Here is an 18,129-nt window from a genome sequence, read left to right as displayed (position 1 = left end):
CTCAATCTGCTCAAACAGGAGAAAACCGCCAAAGGCGGTATGCATGCCAAGCAACTCCAAGCCGCTTGGAACCAGGATTACCTCCTCAAAGTCCTCGCCTCACCGATTTAGATGCGATTGCCCTACGAGTATAGCTCGCTTCATAGGCTATATACTGTTGTAATATATACTAGAGGAAAATACAATCGGCTAGGGCCAGGGGTTTACATCGGTACCAAAATAGAGGAAACCATTAAAAGATGCTCCGACCTCAGACCCTATGATCATCAGCCCGGTCTCCGGATCAAAAAACTGATTTGCATTCCCGCCGCCGGGCATGGATATGCTACCAGACTCAATTTTAACAATCCCCGGAGGCCAGGTATGAAACTGTTTCAGTATATCTAACGTCAACTGCTGGCGGTTATTTCCGTTTATATACGCGAATCCCGTGGTTAATGAAATATCGCGATGTATGCTACCTGAATCTACTGTGTCCAACCCGTTGAAACTGCCAAGCACATGACTACCCGTTGGAATAGAAATCGCATAATTTGGATCCGTTACGACGAGGTAGGTATGTAAAAATGGAACACCTTTCGCGTCTTTTACCAGCCAATGCGTATAGTAAATCCCGTCACTGCCACTTTTTTTGCCATATCCCATAAAGTCGGCTGCAATATCGTCGCCTGCCAAAAACCCACATCGCTCTGTCTGCCGGCCAAACATATCATGGTGAAAGACAATTTCATCGTTAGTGAGCGATTCTGCGTTCTTTAAAAACGTTGGCGCGTTATTTACCCACATACCATAAAATCCATTCCACACCGGATTGCCGGGCTCTCCCGTCCGGTGAAATAAAGGACAGCTTTTTGGGTTTGTCTCGTTGTCCTTGATCTCTTTGGGAGCAAATAACGTTTCTTCACCAGTGAGGGCGTGGTAGCGCAGTTCCAGAAACTGCCGCAGGTACTCGTTCTGGGAGTACGCCAAATTTTCCAAATCCGCTACGGACATATTCGCTGCGGCTTCGCGGGTGATACTTCCCGGCACAAACTGCACCAGAAAGTCAGTCAGAATGATTTTTGCATTATCGGGATTTTCGGAGAAGTACCGTAACTGGTCGGCTTTACGCCCGTTCTGCATAAACGTATTCAGTTCATTTAACTGCGCGTCGGACACTATGTCTGGGTTGCTTGCGTTTTTATACCACTGGGCATACGTGGCGTACTGCCCCGTCCACGTATCGGGATTGTTTGTGCGCAGACCCGCGGCAACCGCTTCGGTGAGTTCACGCGCTGCTTTTTGCTCTGCGGTTTCGGGGATTGCGGTTTCTGTCTCTGTCGCCGTTGGAGTTTCAGTGGCAGGATTTAGCGTAGCAACAGCAACTGTTTCTGTGAAAGTCTGAATAGTCGGCGTAGGTGTTGCGTTGGTACAAGCCGTGAAGAAAACAATCAGAGAAACGAGCAAGAATTTTTTCATGGTTCATCGTCCATTGTCAATGGTCAATCGTCCGAACTCCACCTCGCATACACCGCCTGCGACAATAACCGCCCCGCGCTTTGCTCGCGCGTGACCAGTTCACCCATTTCGATTTTCCCACGAAACCCCTTCATCATATCGTCCATCGCCTGCGCCACGTGGACTGCCGACGCGCGCACCGCGTAAATTGTTGTGACAACGAACAGTGGATTTTCACTTAGACATTCCCGGCAGGTTTCCAACAGATTCGGTAGGGACTTATACACTTCCCACACTTCGCCTTTCGGTCCGCGCCCGAATTTGGGAGGATCTAAAATGATGCCGTCATATTTCACGCCGCGTCGCGCTTCACGTTGCACGAACTTCAACGCGTCATCCACGATCCAGCGGATAGGCGCGTCGCTCAACCCCGATAACGCCTGATTCTCCCGCGCCCAACTCACGGACTTTTTCGACGCGTCCACGTGAGTCACTTTTGCGCCAGCCGACGCGGCGGCGAGCGTCGCCAACCCTGTGTAGCCGAATAAATTTAAAACGTTCGTTTCTCTATTTTCTCTGAGAACTCTGTGGCTAATTAATTCGCTGAACCAATCCCAATGCGAAGCGACTTCAGGGAAGACCCCAAGATGCCGCCCTGGAGTTGTCATCACTTTAAATTTTAATTCGCGCTGAGCGGAGGCGCTGTGCTTGTCAGCGCCGTAGTCGAAGCGGGGGAGTGGATAGTTCATCTCCCATTTCTCATCCACTTTCGTTTTGACATCCCAATGCCCGCCGCTTTCCTCGCCTGTGGAAATGAACACCGCATCCGCGTTCTTCCACTCGGAGGTTAGCGCGCGCTTCCACATCGCCTGCGACTCGGGTCGTACAAAAACATATTTGCCGAAGCGTTCCAACTTCAACCCATCGCCGCTATCGAGCAGGGCGTAATCTTTCCATTTAGTGGCTTCAAGCAATGTAAATGAATTCAACAATTCTCAAATCCTTCAATTACAAATTACGTTACCCGGTAGAGGATGTAATATCTCAGGCAAGGGCGACATGAATGTCGCGTTACAGCAATCGAATCCCAGCAAGGTAAATGAATTCTCTAATTCTCCAATCCTCTTTCCCGATCCACCACAGTCTCCAATCTCCAATCTCTAATCTCCAAAATTACCAATTACCACTTACCAATTACCCCCATAGGACAACAGAGGGACTTAACAAACAAGTTACAAAACCTTGATTTTTCCCTTGAAAAGCGTATAATGTGGGAAAAAGTGGTACGAAGTGGTAGGAACGCCGGCATCCCCGGCGTTCACCGATTAAAGGATAAATAGCACAAATGTTCCTCAGTCAGTTCCAGCACAATCTCGATGACAAAGGGCGCCTGATGATCCCGGCGCGTTATCGCGACTTGCTGGCGGCTGGCGCGTTCATCACCCAAGGATTCGACAAATGCCTGATGGTGATGACCGATGCGTACTTCAAAGAAGTGTACGAACGCATCAACAACATGAACATGGCAGACGCCTCTGCCCGCATGTTGCGCCGACTCATCCTCTCGAACGCATATCCCGTTGAAGTGGATAAAGTCGGGCGTATCCTCGTCCCGCAGAATTTGCGCGAGTTCCTCGGCGTTTCAAGCGGCGAACTCACTGTGGCGGGGCAGGGCGATTACTTCGAAGTGTGGACTCCTGCCGATTGGAAATCGCAAATGGATAACTTGCAGGATGTGGAAGCGAACCAACAACGCTTCGCCACGCTTGATCTTTCAAAGAACAATACCTCGTAGTGACGACTTCAGTCGTCAACGACTAAAGTCGTTACTACGATGAACACATCGCATCAACCTGTACTTTACCAAGAGATTATACACTCGTTGCAACCTCGTCGCGGAGGGCGCTATGTGGATGGGACACTCGGCGCGGGCGGTCACGCTCGCGGAATTTTGGAGGCATCTGCGCCAGATGGGCAACTGTTGGGTCTCGACGTAGACCCGCAGGCGTTGGCGATCGCTCGTAAGACCTTGGCTCCTTACGAACATCGCATCCATCTGGCGCAAGCCTCCTACACGACGCTCGCCGCCCAACTGAAAAACCTTCAATGGGATTCGGTGGACGGCATCGTCCTCGACCTCGGCGCGTCATCCATGCAATTCGATACGCCCGAGCGCGGCTTCTCGTTTCAACACGACGCTCCGCTCGACATGCGATTTGGTCCCAGCGCGTTGCAGACCGCGGCAGACATCGTCAACACCTATTCCGAAAGCGAACTAGCGGATGTGCTGTACGAATACGGCGAAGAACGCGACTCTCGCAAACTCGCGCGAGCCATTGTGAAAGCCAGACCGCTTCATACGACGGGACAGCTGGTCGCAGTTATCGAAGCCGTTTCCCCCCGTAAAGGGAATCGTCTCCACCCCGCGACGAAAACTTTCCAAGCCTTGCGCATCGCGGTGAACGACGAGTTGGCGTCGGTGGCGAAAACGCTCCCGCAAGCAGTAACCAGCCTCCACGTCGGAGGCAGACTCGCAGTGATCTCCTTCCACTCATTGGAAGATCGAATCGTCAAAGATTTTTTTAGAGAACAAAGCAAAGACCTGATTAATCCGCCTTACGAAAAGATATATGAAGTGGAACGCAAGGCGACGATCAAAGAGGTAAACCGAAAACCGATCCTGCCCTCGGAAGAAGAAACGAAAAACAATCCGAGAGCGCGCAGTGCGAAACTTCGCATTGCCGAAAAACTTTAGAAATGTAATAACGACTTCGCAAAGCACTCTTTAGAGTAAGTCGTTACTACGCGACCAATCGCCCAAATATAAAGGTCGTTATGCAAGCACAGGCTACACAACAGATCGTCCATGCGCACAAACAAGCCCCGTGGCGTATTCAACGCCAGTACGCGGGCGCGTTTTTGCTTTTCGTGATCGGCGCTTCGATGGTTGCCGCGCTTTACCTCACGGTGACCGCGCGCGCGGCAGTGACCGGGCGCGAGATTCAGGAATTGCGCGTCGAGATTACTTCCATGCAACGCGCCAATGCCGACCTCGAAACCCAACTTGCCGACCTTACTTCTACAGTGGTGATGCAACAACGCGCTTTTGCGCTTGGCTACCGCCCGGTGAAGCCCGGCGAGTTGGAATATGTGGCTGTGTCGGGTTATCTTGCGCCGGAGCCATCGATCCTGCTCGCGGCAGAGGATGTGACCAGCCCTGAGCGGATCATCCCCGAGGCATACACACAATCGTTGATCGAATGGTTCGATGAACAGATTAAATTTGGAGGGGCGAAGCAACCATGAGACGGCAGTATGCCCTCCGTTCGATGATGCTCATTGCCGGGTTTGGGCTGGTTGCGCTGGCAATTCTGGTGCAGATGATCCGCATTCAGAACAGTGAACAGGCGGCGATCTTTCTCTCGCAAGGCGACCAGTACGCGGGCGAGTTCCGCATGTTCTACCCGGAGCGCGGCGAGATTTATGATCGAAACGGTCATCTGCTGGCGGGCAATCGAACAGTATACGAAGTGGGAGTGAGCCTGTCTGATATGGAAGACCCTGATGCGCTGGCGGTTACGCTCGGCACATACCTCGGCTTGACGTATGAGGATGTCTTCAAGAAATTGACCGAATCGCCGGAGTCCTGGTCTTATGTGGTTATTCAAGATTACGTAGACGCGAACATTGTCGCCGCATTGCAGGCGCAGATCAAGCAATTGGAAACGGCGAAGGATTTCCGCTTGCGGGGTATTGCCTTCAAGCCGCACTTCCAACGCAGTTACCCGGAAACTTCGCTGGCTTCCAACGTGCTGGGGTTTGTCACCCGCGATGGACGCGGGTATTTCGGTATCGAGGAAAAATACAACGACTTGCTTGCGGGCAACCCGGTGCAGGTATGGGTGCCGCGCGACCCGAACAAAGCCACAGCGATTCCTCGCGTGCCCAACGGTACAACGCTCGTCCTAACCCTGAACCGCGATTTGCAAGCCAGGGTCGAAGCGATTCTCGATGAGGCGCTGATCGAATACGGCGCGCAGAACGGCGCCATCGTGGTGATGAATCCCCGCAATGGCGAGATCCTTGCCATGTCTACCACGCCGCGCATGGATTTGAATAATTACACCAATTATTTTTCATTGTATAACGACGGCAGCCAATACAACCGGTCGATCGGGACGGCATACGAGCCCGGCTCCGTGATGAAAGTGTTGACCATGGCCGCCGCGCTGGATACGGGCCTCGTCAAACCCGAAACCACCTACGTAGACACCGGCTCGATTCAAGTGGGCGGCTTCACCATCCAAAATTGGGATAAGGAAGCCTGGGGCGAACAGAACATGGTCGGTTGCTTGCAACATTCGTTGAACGTGTGCATGGCATGGATCTCCACCCAAATGGGTCCCACCACTTTTTATGGATACATGGAGCGGTTCGGTTTTGGTCACCCCACCGGGGTGGACCTGGCAGGGGAAGCGATGGGCAGGCTAAAGACACCGGGTGACTCGGATTGGTACAACGTCGACCTCGGCACCAACGCGTTCGGTCAGGGAGTCACTGCCACGCCGTTGCAGATGCTCATGGCCGCCTCCGCAATTGCCAACGATGGCAGGATGGTCACGCCGCACATCCTATATTCGATGTTGCGCGACGGGCATCAATACAACGTCCCATCGCAATACGGCGGCTCGCCCATCACAGCCCAGACCGCTCACACGTTGAGCGAAATGCTGGCGCAATCGCTCAGTGCTGAATCTTCCGAAGCGTTATTGTCCGGCTATCGTGTGGCTGGCAAGACCGGCACTGCGCAAATCCCCACCGATTTCGGTTACGACCCAAGCGTTACCAACGCGTCCTTCATTGGCTGGGGACCTGTGGATGACCCGCAGTTCATGATCTACGTGTGGTTAAACGCGCCCACCTCCTCGATTTGGGGATCGCAGACCGCCGCGCCCACGTTTGCCAAAGTTGCCGAACAAACCGTCATCCTGCTCAACATTCCGCCGGATAATGTCCGGATGCAACACACCTCAAAATAACATGCTCACAATTGCCGACGCCATCGAAGCCCTCACGGGCGCCCGACCCGCCGCCGCAACGGTGATCACCGAAGCGGTGATCGACTCGCGCCAGGTGATTCCCGGCTCGCTGTTCGTCGCCATCCCCGGCGAGAAAGCGGATGGTCACACCTTCATCGCTGAAGCCTTCAAGCGGGGGGCGTCTTTTGCTTTAACTCAGCGGGACTTGGACGCCTCCTTCCGGACCTTCGACCTGCGCGCCGCCACCCCGGAATCGGTCGCCGCCCAGGATTACAGCATTCCGCTTTGCCTGCGAGTGGAGAACACGGTCACAGCCTTGCAACAGATCGCGCGTTTTTGGCGGCGCAAGTTGAACTTGCGGGTCATCGGCGTGACCGGGAGCGTGGGCAAATCGACCACCAAAGAAATGATCGCCGAAGTGCTCGCCACGCGCTATCGCGCGTTGAAAAGCCCCGGCAACCTCAACAACGAGATCGGCTTGCCGATGACCGTCTTGCGCTTGAGCGAAGGACATCAACGCGCCGTGATGGAGATGGGATTCTACGTGCCCGGCGAGATCGCCTTTTTGTGCGATATTGCCCTGCCTCAAGTGGGCGTGGTGACGAACGTGGGAACCGTCCATGCGGAGCGCGCCGGGTCGCAGGAAGCCATTGCGCGCGGCAAAGCGGAATTAGTTCAGGCGTTGCCGCCGGCTCCCGAGGGCGTGGCAATTCTTAACTTCGATGATGCGTGGGTGCGCAGGATGGAAGAGAAAACGAAGGCGCGAGTCTTCTTCTACGGCTTGTCGCAAGAGGCGCATCTGTGGGCAGACCAGGTCGAAGGGCTGGGTCTGGATGGCATCCGTTTTCGCATTCACTATCAAGGCGAAGCCCTGCACGTGAAGATTCCGCTGATCGGGCGGCATTCGGTGCATACCGCGCTTCGCGCCGCGGCGGTTGGCTTGGTGGAAGGTATGAACTGGCAGGAAATTCTTGAAGGCTTGAACCAGGGTCATACGCAATTGCGGCTTGCCGCGGTGCGCAGCGAGACCGGCGCGTTGTTGCTGGACGATACGTACAACGCTTCGCCGGAATCGATGCTTGCCGCGTTGAATTTGCTGGATGAGTTGGATGGCAGGAAGATCGCCGTCCTTGGGGATATGCTCGAACTCGGTCCGTATGAACGCGGCGGGCATGAGATGGTCGGCTTACGCGCCGCTCAAGTGGCGGGGATGTTGCTCACGCTGGGCGAGCGCGCGCGCATCACCGCCGAGGCGGCGCGTAAAGCCGGCATGAAAAAATCGTCGGTGCTCGAGTTCGACGCCCTCGAGCCGTTGGTCGACTGGCTGAACGCGAATTTGTCGAAGGATGATGTGGTGTTGATCAAGGGATCGCGCGGCTTGCGCATGGACCGTATCACCAACGTGTTGGAGATGCGCTCATGAAACATTCCGCCTTGGTGCTCGGGCTGGCGATGTTTTCGTTTGTGATGACGGTGATCTGGGGCATGCCGTTGCTCCGCATGTTGCGGCATTTCAAGATCGGCAAGATCATCCGCGTGGAAGAGCCGGACCAGCACCGCATCAAAATGGGAACGCCCACCATGGGCGGGGTGCTGTTCATCCTGCCTGTGCTGTTATTGACGGGCTTGCTTAATGCCGCCGCGTTGATCGGCTTGGATGTGACCGGGCGCTCGGTATTGGTCCCGCTCATTGCGATGGTCGCGTTCGGCGCGCTCGGAGCACTGGACGATTGGGAGGGTATTCGCGGCAAACGTCGCGGCGATGGGATGCGCATCCGCACCAAGTTTTTGGCGCAGATCGCGCTGGCGGTGGGGACGGGCATCGTGTTGAAGTTCGTTCTCGATGTGCCGGATATGTTCCTGCCCGGGTATCGCCATGAGATCGAACTGGGCTGGTGGTACGTTCCGCTGGCGGCATTTGTGATCGTGAGCGAATCGAACGCGGTCAACTTCACCGATGGGCTGGACGGTCTCGCCGGTTTGATCTCTGCCACTGCGTTTGCCGCGTTCGGCGGCGTGGCGCTGATCGGCGGGCAGGTGTACCTCGCGCAGTTCTGCTTCATCGTGGTCGGCGCGTTGTTCGGTTTTTTATGGTTCAACGTGCATCCCGCCGCATTAATCATGGGCGATACCGGCTCGATGGCGCTCGGTTCCACGCTTGCCGTGGTGGCGCTGATGACCGGTCAATGGCCCTTGTTGCTGGTGATCGCCATCATCCCATTGAGCGAGGCGTTGAGCGTGTCGATCCAGATCGCGTACTTCCGCCTTACCAAGGGCAAACGTTTTTTCAAAATGGCGCCGATCCATTTGCATTTTGAATTGCTCGGCTGGAGCGAAACGCAGATCGTGCAACGCTTCTGGTTGATCGGTCTGCTCGCCGCCATGATCGGCATGGGATTGGCGTTGGTGTAAAGAGTATTGCGTGGCGCGAAACTGTATGAAGACGAATTGGCAAGATACCCGCGTGTTGATTTTAGGCGCCGCCCGGCAGGGGCTTGCCCTGGCGCGTTGGCTTTCATTGCATGGCGCGCGCGTTACGGTCAGCGATATGCGCGGCGCGGATGAGCTCCGCCTCGCGCGCGAATCGCTGGTGGAATATCAGATCGACTGGGCGCTGGGCGGGCATCCGCTTGACTTGTTGGATTCAACGGATGTGCTGTGCCTCTCGGGCGGGGTCCCGCTGACATTGCCGATCGTGGTGGAAGCGGTCGGGCGAGGCATTCCGCTCTCGAACGATTCGCAGATCTTCATGGAAGTCGCGCCGTGCAAAACGGTCGGCATCACCGGCTCGGCAGGGAAGACAACGACGACGACATTGGTTGGCAACATGGCAAAGAATGTTCACGGCGAAAAAGCCTTCGTCGGCGGCAACATCGGCGACCCGTTGTTGAATTACGCGGATGAGATGCAACCCGATGATATTGCCGTGCTGGAACTTTCATCGTTTCAATTGGAACAAATGACCCTTTCACCGGATATCGCCGCGATTTTGAACGTCACGCCGAATCATTTGGACCGTCACGGCACGATGGAAGCGTACACGGCGGCGAAGAGTCGCATTTTGGAATTTCAATCGCGGGAGGATGTGGCTGTGTTGGGACGGGACGACAAGGGCGCGTGGAACCTGCGCGGCAAAGTGAAAGGAAAGTTGGTCACGTTCAGCCTTCACGATCTGGATGAAGGATTGGATGGCGCCTATCTGCAAAATGGTTCGTTGAATCTGCGCGACGGCAAATTGAATGTCACTCTCATGCCGCGCGAGAAGATTCATTTGCGCGGCGATTACAACGTGGCGAATGTGCTTGCCGCGTTCGTCATCGGTTATGCGGCGGGCTTTCCATTGGAGGCGATGCGCGAAGCGGTTGAAGATTTTCGCGGCGTGCCGCATCGCTTGGAGTTGGTGCGCGAGTGGAACGGAGTCCGCTGGTACAACAATTCGATCGCCAGCGCGCCCGAGCGAACGATCGCCGTCATCCGTTCCTTTGAGGAGCCGATCGTGCTTTTACTTGGCGGGCGCGATAAAAACCTCCCCTGGGAGGAGTTGATGCGACTCGCGCAAGAACGAGTAACGTACGCGGTGCTTTTTGGCGAGGCGGCGGAAAAGATCGAGAAAACAGTAGCCAGCCTCCCCGTCGGAGAGAAGCGGTGTGTGTTTTTCCGCGTGACGGGTTTACGCGAGGCGGTCCGCAAGGCGGCGGAAGTCGCAAAGCCGGGCGATGTCGTGTTGCTCTCACCGGGCGGCACGAGTTTCGATGAGTTCAAAGATTTCGAAGAACGCGGAGAAAGGTTTCGAGCATGGGTTCAAGAACTTTCGTAAATGATCGTATCTCATTTTCGTTCGCGAAGAGTCTCAGCCGCGGGTTGGATGTGCCGTTGGTTCTCACCGTGGTGGCGCTCTCGGTGTTTGGGTTGATCATGTTGTATTCCGCGTCGTTCGATTTTTCGTTCAATGAATACGGGTCGTCGACCTATATGTTTGCGCGCCAGGCGCGCTGGTTCGGTTTGGGAATCATCGGCGCGTTCGCGCTTTCATTGTTCGATTATCACATCTGGCGCAAGGTGGGTGTGTTCGCCATGCTGGGCACGATCGGGTTGTTGGTGGGCGTGTTGTTGGTTAACGAAGCGCGTTTGGGCGCGGTGCGGGCTTTTCTCAACGGTTCGTATCAACCGTCGGAACTGGCGAAGTTGATCGCAGTGATCTATCTTTCGGTATGGTTGTACGCGAAGCGGCACAGCCTGCACGATGTGACTTTTGGCTTGATTCCGCTGGGCGTGATCCTTGGAATTATCTGCGGTTTGATCTACCTGCAACCCGATTTGAGCGCGGCTGGCACGGTGCTGATCCTCGGCGGTTTGTTGTTTTATCTCGCCGGCGCGGATATCAAACAGATCATCTTTCTCTTGCTGTTGGCGCTCGTGATCGGCTGGGTGGTGGTGCAATTCAGCGCCACCGGGCGCGACCGCGTTGAATCGTTCGTTGCCGGCTTTCAGGATCCGACGAACGCTTCGTATCACGTGCGCCGATCGTTCGAGGCGATCATCAAAGGCGGCGTGTTCGGCGTGGGCTTGGGCGAAGCGGATACCAAGTTGACCGGTCTCCCGTTCGCCCCCACCGACAGCATCTTTGCGGTCGTTGCCGAGGAACTGGGCTTGTTTGGCACGGTTTTGTTGATGTCGTTGTACGGCGCGTTGATCTGGCGCGGTCTGGTTGTGGCGCGTCGCGCGCCGGATATGCTCGGCACACTGCTGGCTTCGGGTGTGATCTTTTGGATCGGGCTGGAAGCGGCGATCAACATGGCGGTGATGGTTGGGTTGATGCCGTTTGCCGGGAACGCCCTGCCGTTCATCAGCGCGGGCGGTTCGAATTTGGTTTCCACGTTATGCGCCATCGGTATTGTGTTGAACATCTCGCGCCAAAGCGGCGAGGGTTCAAAGATCGAAGAAAACGAATGGAGGTCTTTCGGTGCGGTTATTGATTTGCGCCGGAGGGACGGGAGGCGGAGTGTATCCCGCGCTCGCCGTTCACAGCGCGTTGACGGCTAAAGTCACCGACGTGGACACGCTCTGGGTGGGGGGCAAGGGCGGCATGGAGGAATCTCTGGTAAAACGCCAGGGTATTGCCTTTACCAGCGTCCCTGCCGCCGGTCTGCACGGCGTCGGTCTTACCGCGTTGCCGGGCAATCTGCTCACGCTTGGGCGCGGTGTCCTTGCCGCTCGCCGCATCCTGCGCGAATTTAAACCGGACGTGATGTTCTTCACTGGCGGGTATGTGGCGGCGCCGGTCGCCATCGCCGGGGCGTCGATACCGATCCTGCTCTATACGCCGGATATCGAACCGGGGCTGGCATTAAAGTCCCTTGCCCGCTATGCCGATGTGATTGCCGTGACAACGAGCCAATCGCAAAAGTTCTTTCGCAAGAAGGTGCGCGAAACAGGCTACCCGCTGCGCCCCGACCTTTCGCTGTGGGACCGATTGACAGCGACTCGTCACCTCGGCATCTCCGGCGAAAAGCCCGTACTGTTGGCGTTCGGCGGAAGCAAAGGCGCGCGTTCCATCAACTTTGCCGTGATCAATCACCTGCGCGACCTGCTCGCCAAGTTCGAGGTCATCCATCTCACTGGCGATCCGGACTGGCAATACGTAAAACAAATGCGCGAGCAACTGCCAATGGAACTTGCCGCGCGTTATCATGCCATGCCCTACCTGCATGAAATGGGCGCGGCATTTGCCGCGGCAGATGTGGCGCTGACGCGCGCGGGCGCTTCGGTGTTGGGTGAGTTCCCATTATTCGGGTTGCCTTCCATCCTTGTGCCGTATCCCTATGCGTGGCGTTACCAAAAAGTGAACGCTGAGTTCCTTGCCTGGCGCGGCGCGGCGGTTATTTTGGAAGACCACCGCCTGAACACCGAACTGATGATGACCTTGAACGTTTTATTCGAGAACCAGAATAAGTTGAAATCCATGCGGGCGGCGATGTTTGAATTGTCGCATCCGCGCGCCGCAGAGAAGATCGCCAGCGCGTTAATCGAACTGGCAGGAGTGAAAAGCCTATGATGAGCATCGATATTGTTTTTTGGATGTACGTCCTGCTCTTTGGGTTCATTGGAGGAATGCGCGGCTGGGCGAAGGAACTGCTTGTCACATTCAGCGCCATCCTCGCGCTTGCCATCAACCACGTCTTGCGGAAATATGTTCCGCTGGTGGCGGGTATGCAAGATTCTGACATTAACTTGTTTTGGGCGCGTATCATCGTCCTGACCGTGCTGGTCTATTTCGGGTATCAGACCGTGGTCAGCATCCAGCATCTGGCATCGCGCGCGGTGCGCGAGCGCTTTCAAGACACGGTCATCGGCGTCCTGCTCGGCGGCGTGAACGGATATTTCATTGCCGGCAGTGTGCTGTTCTATTTGGACAAGGCGAAATATCCATTTTCACAAATTGTTGCCGCGCCAACCGACCCGAATTTACTGACCAAGATCAACAACATGATGTTGTACATGCCGCCTGGGCTCCTCGGCGATCCGGGCATTTACTTTGCCATCATCCTCGCCTTCGTGTTCATCATCGTTGTCTACATCTAAACCACCAACCACCAAACTATCTAACTATCTAACTATCTAACTACCAAACTACCAAACTACCAAACTACTCAACTAACATGACACACGTCCATTTCATCGGCATTGGGGGCAGCGGACTTTCCGCCATCGCCCGTCTCCTGCTGGAAAGCGGATACGCGGTGAGCGGCTCTGACCGCGCGCTGACTCCGTTTGCCGAAGAGGTGCGCAAGGCCGGCGCGACCGTGTACGTGGGACATCATGCCCGCAATGTGGCGGAAGCCGATTGGGTCGTGCGTTCCTCCGCCATCCCGGATGATAACCCTGAAGTGCAGGCGGCTCTGCAGAAGAATATTCCCGTGTACAAACGCGCGGATTTTCTTGGCGAATTGATGGCAGATAAGACCGGTATTGCCATTGCCGGCACGCATGGCAAAACCACCACCACCGCCATGACCGCCTGGGTATTGACCGAACTCAAGCGCGACCCCTCATTCATTATTGGCAGTGTGTCGAAAAATCTCGGCGTCAACGCCCGCGCCGGAAAAGGCAATTTATTCGTCATTGAAGCCGATGAATACGACAACATGTTCCTCGGTTTGAAACCGCAGATCGAAGTGATCACCAACCTCGAGCACGACCATCCCGATTTCTTCCCAACCTTCGAGGCGATGACACAATCCTTCGAAACCTTTATCAACCTTCTCCCAGCCGACGGCGCCCTGATCGTCTGCGTGGAAGATGCCGGCGCAATGTCGCTCATCCCCTCTGCGCGTAAAGCCGGCAAAAACGTCATTGCCTATGGCGCGCGCATGGATAACACCATCAGCGCGCCGCATTGGGTGATGGCGCGCGATGTGAAGCCCAACCAACGCGGCGGCTTCGACTTCGTCGCCTCCTCCAACTTGAAGAGCGCCGGGCTCGAATCGGTGGAGGTGTCGTTGCAGGCACCGGGCGAGCACAACGTCCGCAATGCCCTGGCAACTCTGGCGATCGTGGATGTGCTGGGACTTTCGCGCGAAAAAGCCGCAAAGGCATTGAGCAAATTCACAGGAACCGGACGCAGGTTCGAGTTGAGAGGCGAAGCGAACGGCGTCAGCGTGTACGACGACTACGCCCATCATCCCACCGAAATCAAAGCCACGCTGGCAGGGGCGCGGGCGCGTTATCCCGAACGCCGCATCTGGGCGGTCTGGCAACCGCACACGTATTCGCGCGCGCAGGCGTTACATCTCGAATTTTCGCGCGCCTTCAAAGATGCCGATGAAGTCATCGTCACCGAAGTGTACGCGGCGCGCGAACCGAAACAGGATTTCACCTCGGCGGAGATCGTTAGCGGTATGCCGCATCCCTCGGCGCGTTACATCGCCACGCTCCCGCAAGCGACCGATTATTTATTGAAGAATTTGCAACCCAACGACGTGTTGATCGTGCTATCGGCTGGCGATGCCGACCAGATCTGCGCGGAAGTTTTGAAAACCCTGAAGGAGAGATGACATGACCCGACAAACGCTTCAACTCCGGACCTTGGACCTGCTCCGCCTGCGGAAAGTTTTACTCGCCGCCGGGCGCGGTGTGCCCTCGCGCGTCCCCGCGTGGAATGCGGACGAACAACTCGCGGTTGAACTGATCGAGAAAATGAAATCCATGCCGGCGTTGGCGAGCCCCTTGGCCGGGCTGGCTGTCGAATCGCCGCAACCGTTTTCCCGCGTTGCGATTCCTGAAATGGCGGGGAGTCATGCCTGAGAAAAAAGATCACGAAAAGCCCGAGATCTTCTTCCTGCCCCCGTTGCGAATGCTCCTTTCTTTCTTCGATAAAGACGCGCGTCGAAAGAAAACCGAGCAGACGCATGAGGAAGAAAAAGAATCGAAGGAAAAAACGGTCGAGAAGTTGATCGAGAAATTGAACAAGAAGGATGAATAGTCGGAATTTGTAGACAAGACAAGATTGAACCGCGAAGCCCGCCAAGGGCGCGAAGGAAACCTTTGAGAACTTAGCGTTCTGCGCGGTAAAAAATGAATGTACGCTAGAGAGAAATAGAAAGGAAATGCGCCAGCCAACCGGCTGACTCGAAAAACATGGTTGCCCTAGCCCGCCCCGTTGACCTGCTCATCGCCAAGTTCGGCGAGATGGTGAAAGAGAATGCGCCTCTTGCGCCGTTTACCTCTGCGCGCATCGGCGGTCCTGCCGACCTGTTCGTCACTGTCGATTCGGTTGCCGCGTTGGCGCGGGTTGTGAAATTTCTATGGAAGAACGAACTGCCGTTCATCGTCATCGGCGGTGGCTCGAACATCCTCGTCAGCGATAAGGGTGTTCGTGGGGTGGTGGTGATGAACCGGGCAAAGAAAGTTACTTTTCACCCCGGCGACCAGCCCTCGGTCACTGCCGAATCGGGTGTGGTGTTCAGCAACCTTGCCAACCGGTGCGCCTCGAAGGGACTCGGCGGCATCGAATGGGCGGCGGCGGTCCCCGGCACCATCGGCGGCGCGGTGTATGGCAATGCGGGCGCGTTCGGCGGAGATGTGGCTGGTAGTTTGCTCTCTACCGAACTGCTGACCGAAAACGGACGCGAACGGTTTTCCGTCGAACAAATGGGATATGGCTATCGCGCCAGTGTTTTGAAACGCGGCGAGTTGAAAGCCATCGTGCTGTCGGCGGAGTTGAGTCTGGCGAATTCGACCAAAGAAGATGCGACGGTCAAGATTCAACAATTTAGCGCGCATCGTAAAACGACCCAGCCGCCGGGCGCGAGCATGGGGTCGATGTTCAAAAACCCGCCCGGCGATTATGCGGGCCGCCTGATCGAAGCCTCGGGCTTGAAGGGGACCCGCGTCGGTAACGCGGAGATCAGCCCGGTGCATGGAAACTTCTTCGTCAATCATGGCGCGACGCGGGCGGAGGATATCCGCAAGCTGGTTCAACTCGCGCAGAAGACGGTGAAAGAGAAGCAAGGCATCGACCTGGAGTTGGAGATCGAGATGGTTGGCGAGTGGTGAGCAGAGATATGAAAAAGAAACTTCGAGTGGCAGTGATCTTTGGCGGACGTTCCGGCGAACATGATGTTTCGCTCATGTCCGCGCGTTCCGTGCTTTCGGTGCTTGACCCCGCCAAGTACGAAGTCGCCCAGATCGGCATCACGCGCGAGGGTCAATGGCTGACGGGCGAGGATGTGATCGGAAAGTTTGAACGCAACAAACTCGAAGGACTCGACCATTTTGTTCTATCGCCTGACCCATCCGACGCAACTCGTAACACGTATCCTGTTGTTGATGTATTCTTTCCCCTCCTGCACGGCACGTTCGGCGAAGACGGCACAATTCAAGGCTTGTTTGAAATGGCAGATGTGGCGTACGTCGGCGCGGGCGTGACCGGCTCCTCTGTCGGCATGGACAAAGGCGTGTTCAAAGAAGTGATGCGCGCGAATGATATTCCCATCGTCGAGTCTGTTCTGGCGTCGCGCAAGGAGATCGAAAAAAATATGGATGCTGTCCTTGAGAAGGCAGAGAAAGTTGGCGCGTATCCATTGTTCACCAAGCCTGCCAACCTAGGTTCCTCGGTGGGCGTGACGAAATGTCATAACCGCTCCGACTTGCAGGAAGGCTTGATGGAAGCCGCGTCGTTCGACCGGCGCGTGCTGATCGAACGCGGCGTGAATGACGCGCGCGAGATCGAGGTCAGCGTGCTGGGCAACGACGAGCCCTCCGCTTCGGTGTGCGGAGAGATTTTGCCGAGCCGCGAGTTTTACTCGTACGAATCGAAATATATCGACGGCACTTCCGGTTTGGATATACCGGCAAAATTGCCTGCGGATGTTTCCGAACAGATCCGCGCTTATGCCGTGCGCGCGTATCACCTGATCGATTGCGCGGGGATGGCGCGCGTGGATTTTTTTGTGGAGAAAGATACGAACAAGGTTTATCTCAACGAGTTGAATACCATTCCCGGTTTCACCACGATCAGTATGTACCCGAAGCTGTGGGAAGCCTCGCACCTCCCTTATGCAACACTCGTCGACCGGTTGATCGAACTGGCGCTCGAGCGCAAAGCAGAACGAGACCAAACATCGCATACGTATCGGAGCCGCGCATGAATAACAAAAAATATATGTCCCGAGCCGAACTCGTCCGTTTGAGACGCGAGAGCGAGCATACCAAATCGATCGAACGCGCCGCGCGCGAGGCGACGCGCCCCTTAAGCGCTGTGAAGCCTCGCCCCAAACCCGCGCCGAAACACAACAAGCGGCGATTCAATATCGCGTTAGCCATGCCGCGCGTCAACTTGAGGGCGATTCACCTGCCCACGATCCAGTTTCCACGACTGCGATTTAACTGGCGGACGTTTTCGCTCCTCCTGGTTGCAACACTTGGCTTGGCGGCGTACTTTTCGTTCACCCGCCCTGAGTTGAGGGTTTCGGAGGCGCAGGTGACTGGCAACCAAATCCTGACTCCCGCTGAGCTAAATTCGGTGATGGGCGTTGCGGGTCAACCCATCTTTATGCTGACTCCCTCCGAGTTGGAGACGCGCCTCTTGCTCAATTTTCCCGAGATCTCCGCGGTGAAGGTGAATGTATCCCTGCCGAACCTTGTCACGGCGCATATCGTCGAGCGCAAGCCGTTTATTCGCTGGGAGCAGAATGGCGCGTATACGTGGATCGCCGAGGACGGCGTTGCGTATCGTCCGCGCGGCGAGATGGTGGGACTCGTTTCGGTGGTGGCTGAATCAGCTCCCCCGGCGATCGGAGGCGGGACAGATCCGCTGGCGCCGACTCCGTATATCACGGTCGAGATGGTGCAGGCGTTGAAGGGACTGGCGAGTCACGTCCCGCCTGGCGCGGTGATCCTGTACGATTCGGTCAACGGGTTTGGCTGGAACGATCCCCGAGGCTGGCGCGCTTATTTCGGCGCCACCGCCAGCGATGTGGAACTGAAGATGCGCGTGTATGAAACGATGGTGAATTCATTAACCCAGCGCGGCATCCGCCCGGCGTTGATCAATGTAACCTATCCGACCGCGCCCTATTACCGGATGAATCAGTAAAGGTAGACAGAGAAACACATAAAAAGGCGAACATGGTGTCGTCGGGCGGGTTTCTCC

Annotated in this window: 18 protein-coding genes; 16 read left to right on the top strand and 2 right to left on the bottom strand. The window is 55.9% G+C overall.

Going from position 1 to position 18,129, the window contains the following annotated elements; translation table 11 throughout:
• Window positions 1-189: 189 nt before the first annotated feature.
• Both AC16KF_RS07910 and AC16KF_RS07905 read right to left on the bottom strand, forming a co-directional pair.
• The gene (locus AC16KF_RS07910; RefSeq protein ID WP_484036765.1) at window positions 190-1,458 is read right to left on the bottom strand and encodes a hypothetical protein; all 1,269 of its coding nucleotides are present in this window, start codon (window positions 1,456-1,458) and stop codon (window positions 190-192) included.
• Between the two features lie 23 nt (window positions 1,459-1,481).
• Complete coding sequence (locus tag AC16KF_RS07905) at window positions 1,482-2,429, bottom strand: RsmD family RNA methyltransferase (RefSeq protein WP_484036764.1); 948 nt, start codon at window positions 2,427-2,429, stop codon at window positions 1,482-1,484.
• 353 nt (window positions 2,430-2,782) lie between these two features.
• Between AC16KF_RS07905 and mraZ the strand changes: the two genes are divergently transcribed.
• The 16 genes from mraZ to AC16KF_RS07825 all read left to right on the top strand — a co-directional run bounded on the left by mraZ (window position 2,783) and on the right by AC16KF_RS07825 (window position 18,072).
• The gene (mraZ, locus tag AC16KF_RS07900; protein WP_484036763.1) at window positions 2,783-3,232 is read left to right on the top strand and encodes a division/cell wall cluster transcriptional repressor MraZ; all 450 of its coding nucleotides are present in this window, start codon (window positions 2,783-2,785) and stop codon (window positions 3,230-3,232) included.
• Between the two features lie 87 nt (window positions 3,233-3,319).
• Entirely contained in the window at window positions 3,320-4,192 is an 873-nt protein-coding gene (gene rsmH, locus AC16KF_RS07895; RefSeq protein WP_484036762.1) for a 16S rRNA (cytosine(1402)-N(4))-methyltransferase RsmH, read from the top strand.
• Window positions 4,193-4,272: 80 nt separating this feature from the next.
• Window positions 4,273-4,743, top strand: coding sequence for a hypothetical protein (locus tag AC16KF_RS07890; RefSeq protein WP_484036761.1), 471 nt, complete (start codon window positions 4,273-4,275; stop codon window positions 4,741-4,743).
• Window positions 4,740-6,476 (top strand): peptidoglycan D,D-transpeptidase FtsI family protein, encoded by a 1,737-nt coding sequence (locus AC16KF_RS07885; RefSeq protein WP_484036760.1) that lies wholly within the window; start codon window positions 4,740-4,742, stop codon window positions 6,474-6,476. The genes AC16KF_RS07890 and AC16KF_RS07885 overlap by 4 nt, the downstream gene beginning before the upstream one ends.
• Before the next feature lies 1 nt (window position 6,477).
• Entirely contained in the window at window positions 6,478-7,899 is a 1,422-nt protein-coding gene (locus tag AC16KF_RS07880; protein WP_484036759.1) for a UDP-N-acetylmuramoyl-tripeptide--D-alanyl-D-alanine ligase, read from the top strand.
• Complete coding sequence (mraY, locus tag AC16KF_RS07875; RefSeq protein ID WP_484036758.1) at window positions 7,896-8,888, top strand: phospho-N-acetylmuramoyl-pentapeptide-transferase; 993 nt, start codon at window positions 7,896-7,898, stop codon at window positions 8,886-8,888. Before AC16KF_RS07880 ends, mraY begins: the two co-directional genes overlap by 4 nt.
• Window positions 8,889-8,913: 25 nt before the next feature.
• Complete coding sequence (gene murD / locus AC16KF_RS07870) at window positions 8,914-10,293, top strand: UDP-N-acetylmuramoyl-L-alanine--D-glutamate ligase (RefSeq protein ID WP_484036757.1); 1,380 nt, start codon at window positions 8,914-8,916, stop codon at window positions 10,291-10,293.
• Complete coding sequence (locus AC16KF_RS07865) at window positions 10,272-11,519, top strand: FtsW/RodA/SpoVE family cell cycle protein (protein ID WP_484036756.1); 1,248 nt, start codon at window positions 10,272-10,274, stop codon at window positions 11,517-11,519. The genes murD and AC16KF_RS07865 overlap by 22 nt, the downstream gene beginning before the upstream one ends.
• Entirely contained in the window at window positions 11,479-12,531 is a 1,053-nt protein-coding gene (locus tag AC16KF_RS07860) for a UDP-N-acetylglucosamine--N-acetylmuramyl-(pentapeptide) pyrophosphoryl-undecaprenol N-acetylglucosamine transferase (RefSeq protein WP_484036755.1), read from the top strand. The genes AC16KF_RS07865 and AC16KF_RS07860 overlap by 41 nt, the downstream gene beginning before the upstream one ends.
• On the top strand, window positions 12,528-13,058 hold the full coding sequence (locus tag AC16KF_RS07855; protein ID WP_484036754.1) for a CvpA family protein: 531 nt from the start codon (window positions 12,528-12,530) through the stop codon (window positions 13,056-13,058). The genes AC16KF_RS07860 and AC16KF_RS07855 overlap by 4 nt, the downstream gene beginning before the upstream one ends.
• 77 nt (window positions 13,059-13,135) lie before the next feature.
• Window positions 13,136-14,530, top strand: coding sequence for a UDP-N-acetylmuramate--L-alanine ligase (gene murC / locus AC16KF_RS07850; RefSeq protein WP_484036753.1), 1,395 nt, complete (start codon window positions 13,136-13,138; stop codon window positions 14,528-14,530).
• 1 nt (window position 14,531) lies between these two features.
• On the top strand, window positions 14,532-14,780 hold the full coding sequence (locus AC16KF_RS07845) for a hypothetical protein (protein ID WP_484036752.1): 249 nt from the start codon (window positions 14,532-14,534) through the stop codon (window positions 14,778-14,780).
• Window positions 14,773-14,958, top strand: a complete 186-nt coding sequence (locus tag AC16KF_RS07840) for a hypothetical protein (RefSeq protein WP_484036751.1) — start codon at window positions 14,773-14,775, stop codon at window positions 14,956-14,958. Before AC16KF_RS07845 ends, AC16KF_RS07840 begins: the two co-directional genes overlap by 8 nt.
• Before the next feature lie 155 nt (window positions 14,959-15,113).
• Entirely contained in the window at window positions 15,114-16,031 is a 918-nt protein-coding gene (murB, locus tag AC16KF_RS07835) for a UDP-N-acetylmuramate dehydrogenase (protein WP_484036750.1), read from the top strand.
• 8 nt (window positions 16,032-16,039) lie between these two features.
• Window positions 16,040-17,125 (top strand): D-alanine--D-alanine ligase family protein, encoded by a 1,086-nt coding sequence (locus AC16KF_RS07830; RefSeq protein WP_484036749.1) that lies wholly within the window; start codon window positions 16,040-16,042, stop codon window positions 17,123-17,125.
• Window positions 17,122-18,072 (top strand): cell division protein FtsQ/DivIB, encoded by a 951-nt coding sequence (locus AC16KF_RS07825; RefSeq protein ID WP_484036748.1) that lies wholly within the window; start codon window positions 17,122-17,124, stop codon window positions 18,070-18,072. The genes AC16KF_RS07830 and AC16KF_RS07825 overlap by 4 nt, the downstream gene beginning before the upstream one ends.
• Window positions 18,073-18,129: the final 57 nt, after the last annotated feature.

This window comes from Candidatus Defluviilinea gracilis, from assembly GCF_057138825.1.
This window is presented reverse-complemented; position numbering and strand designations above follow the sequence as displayed.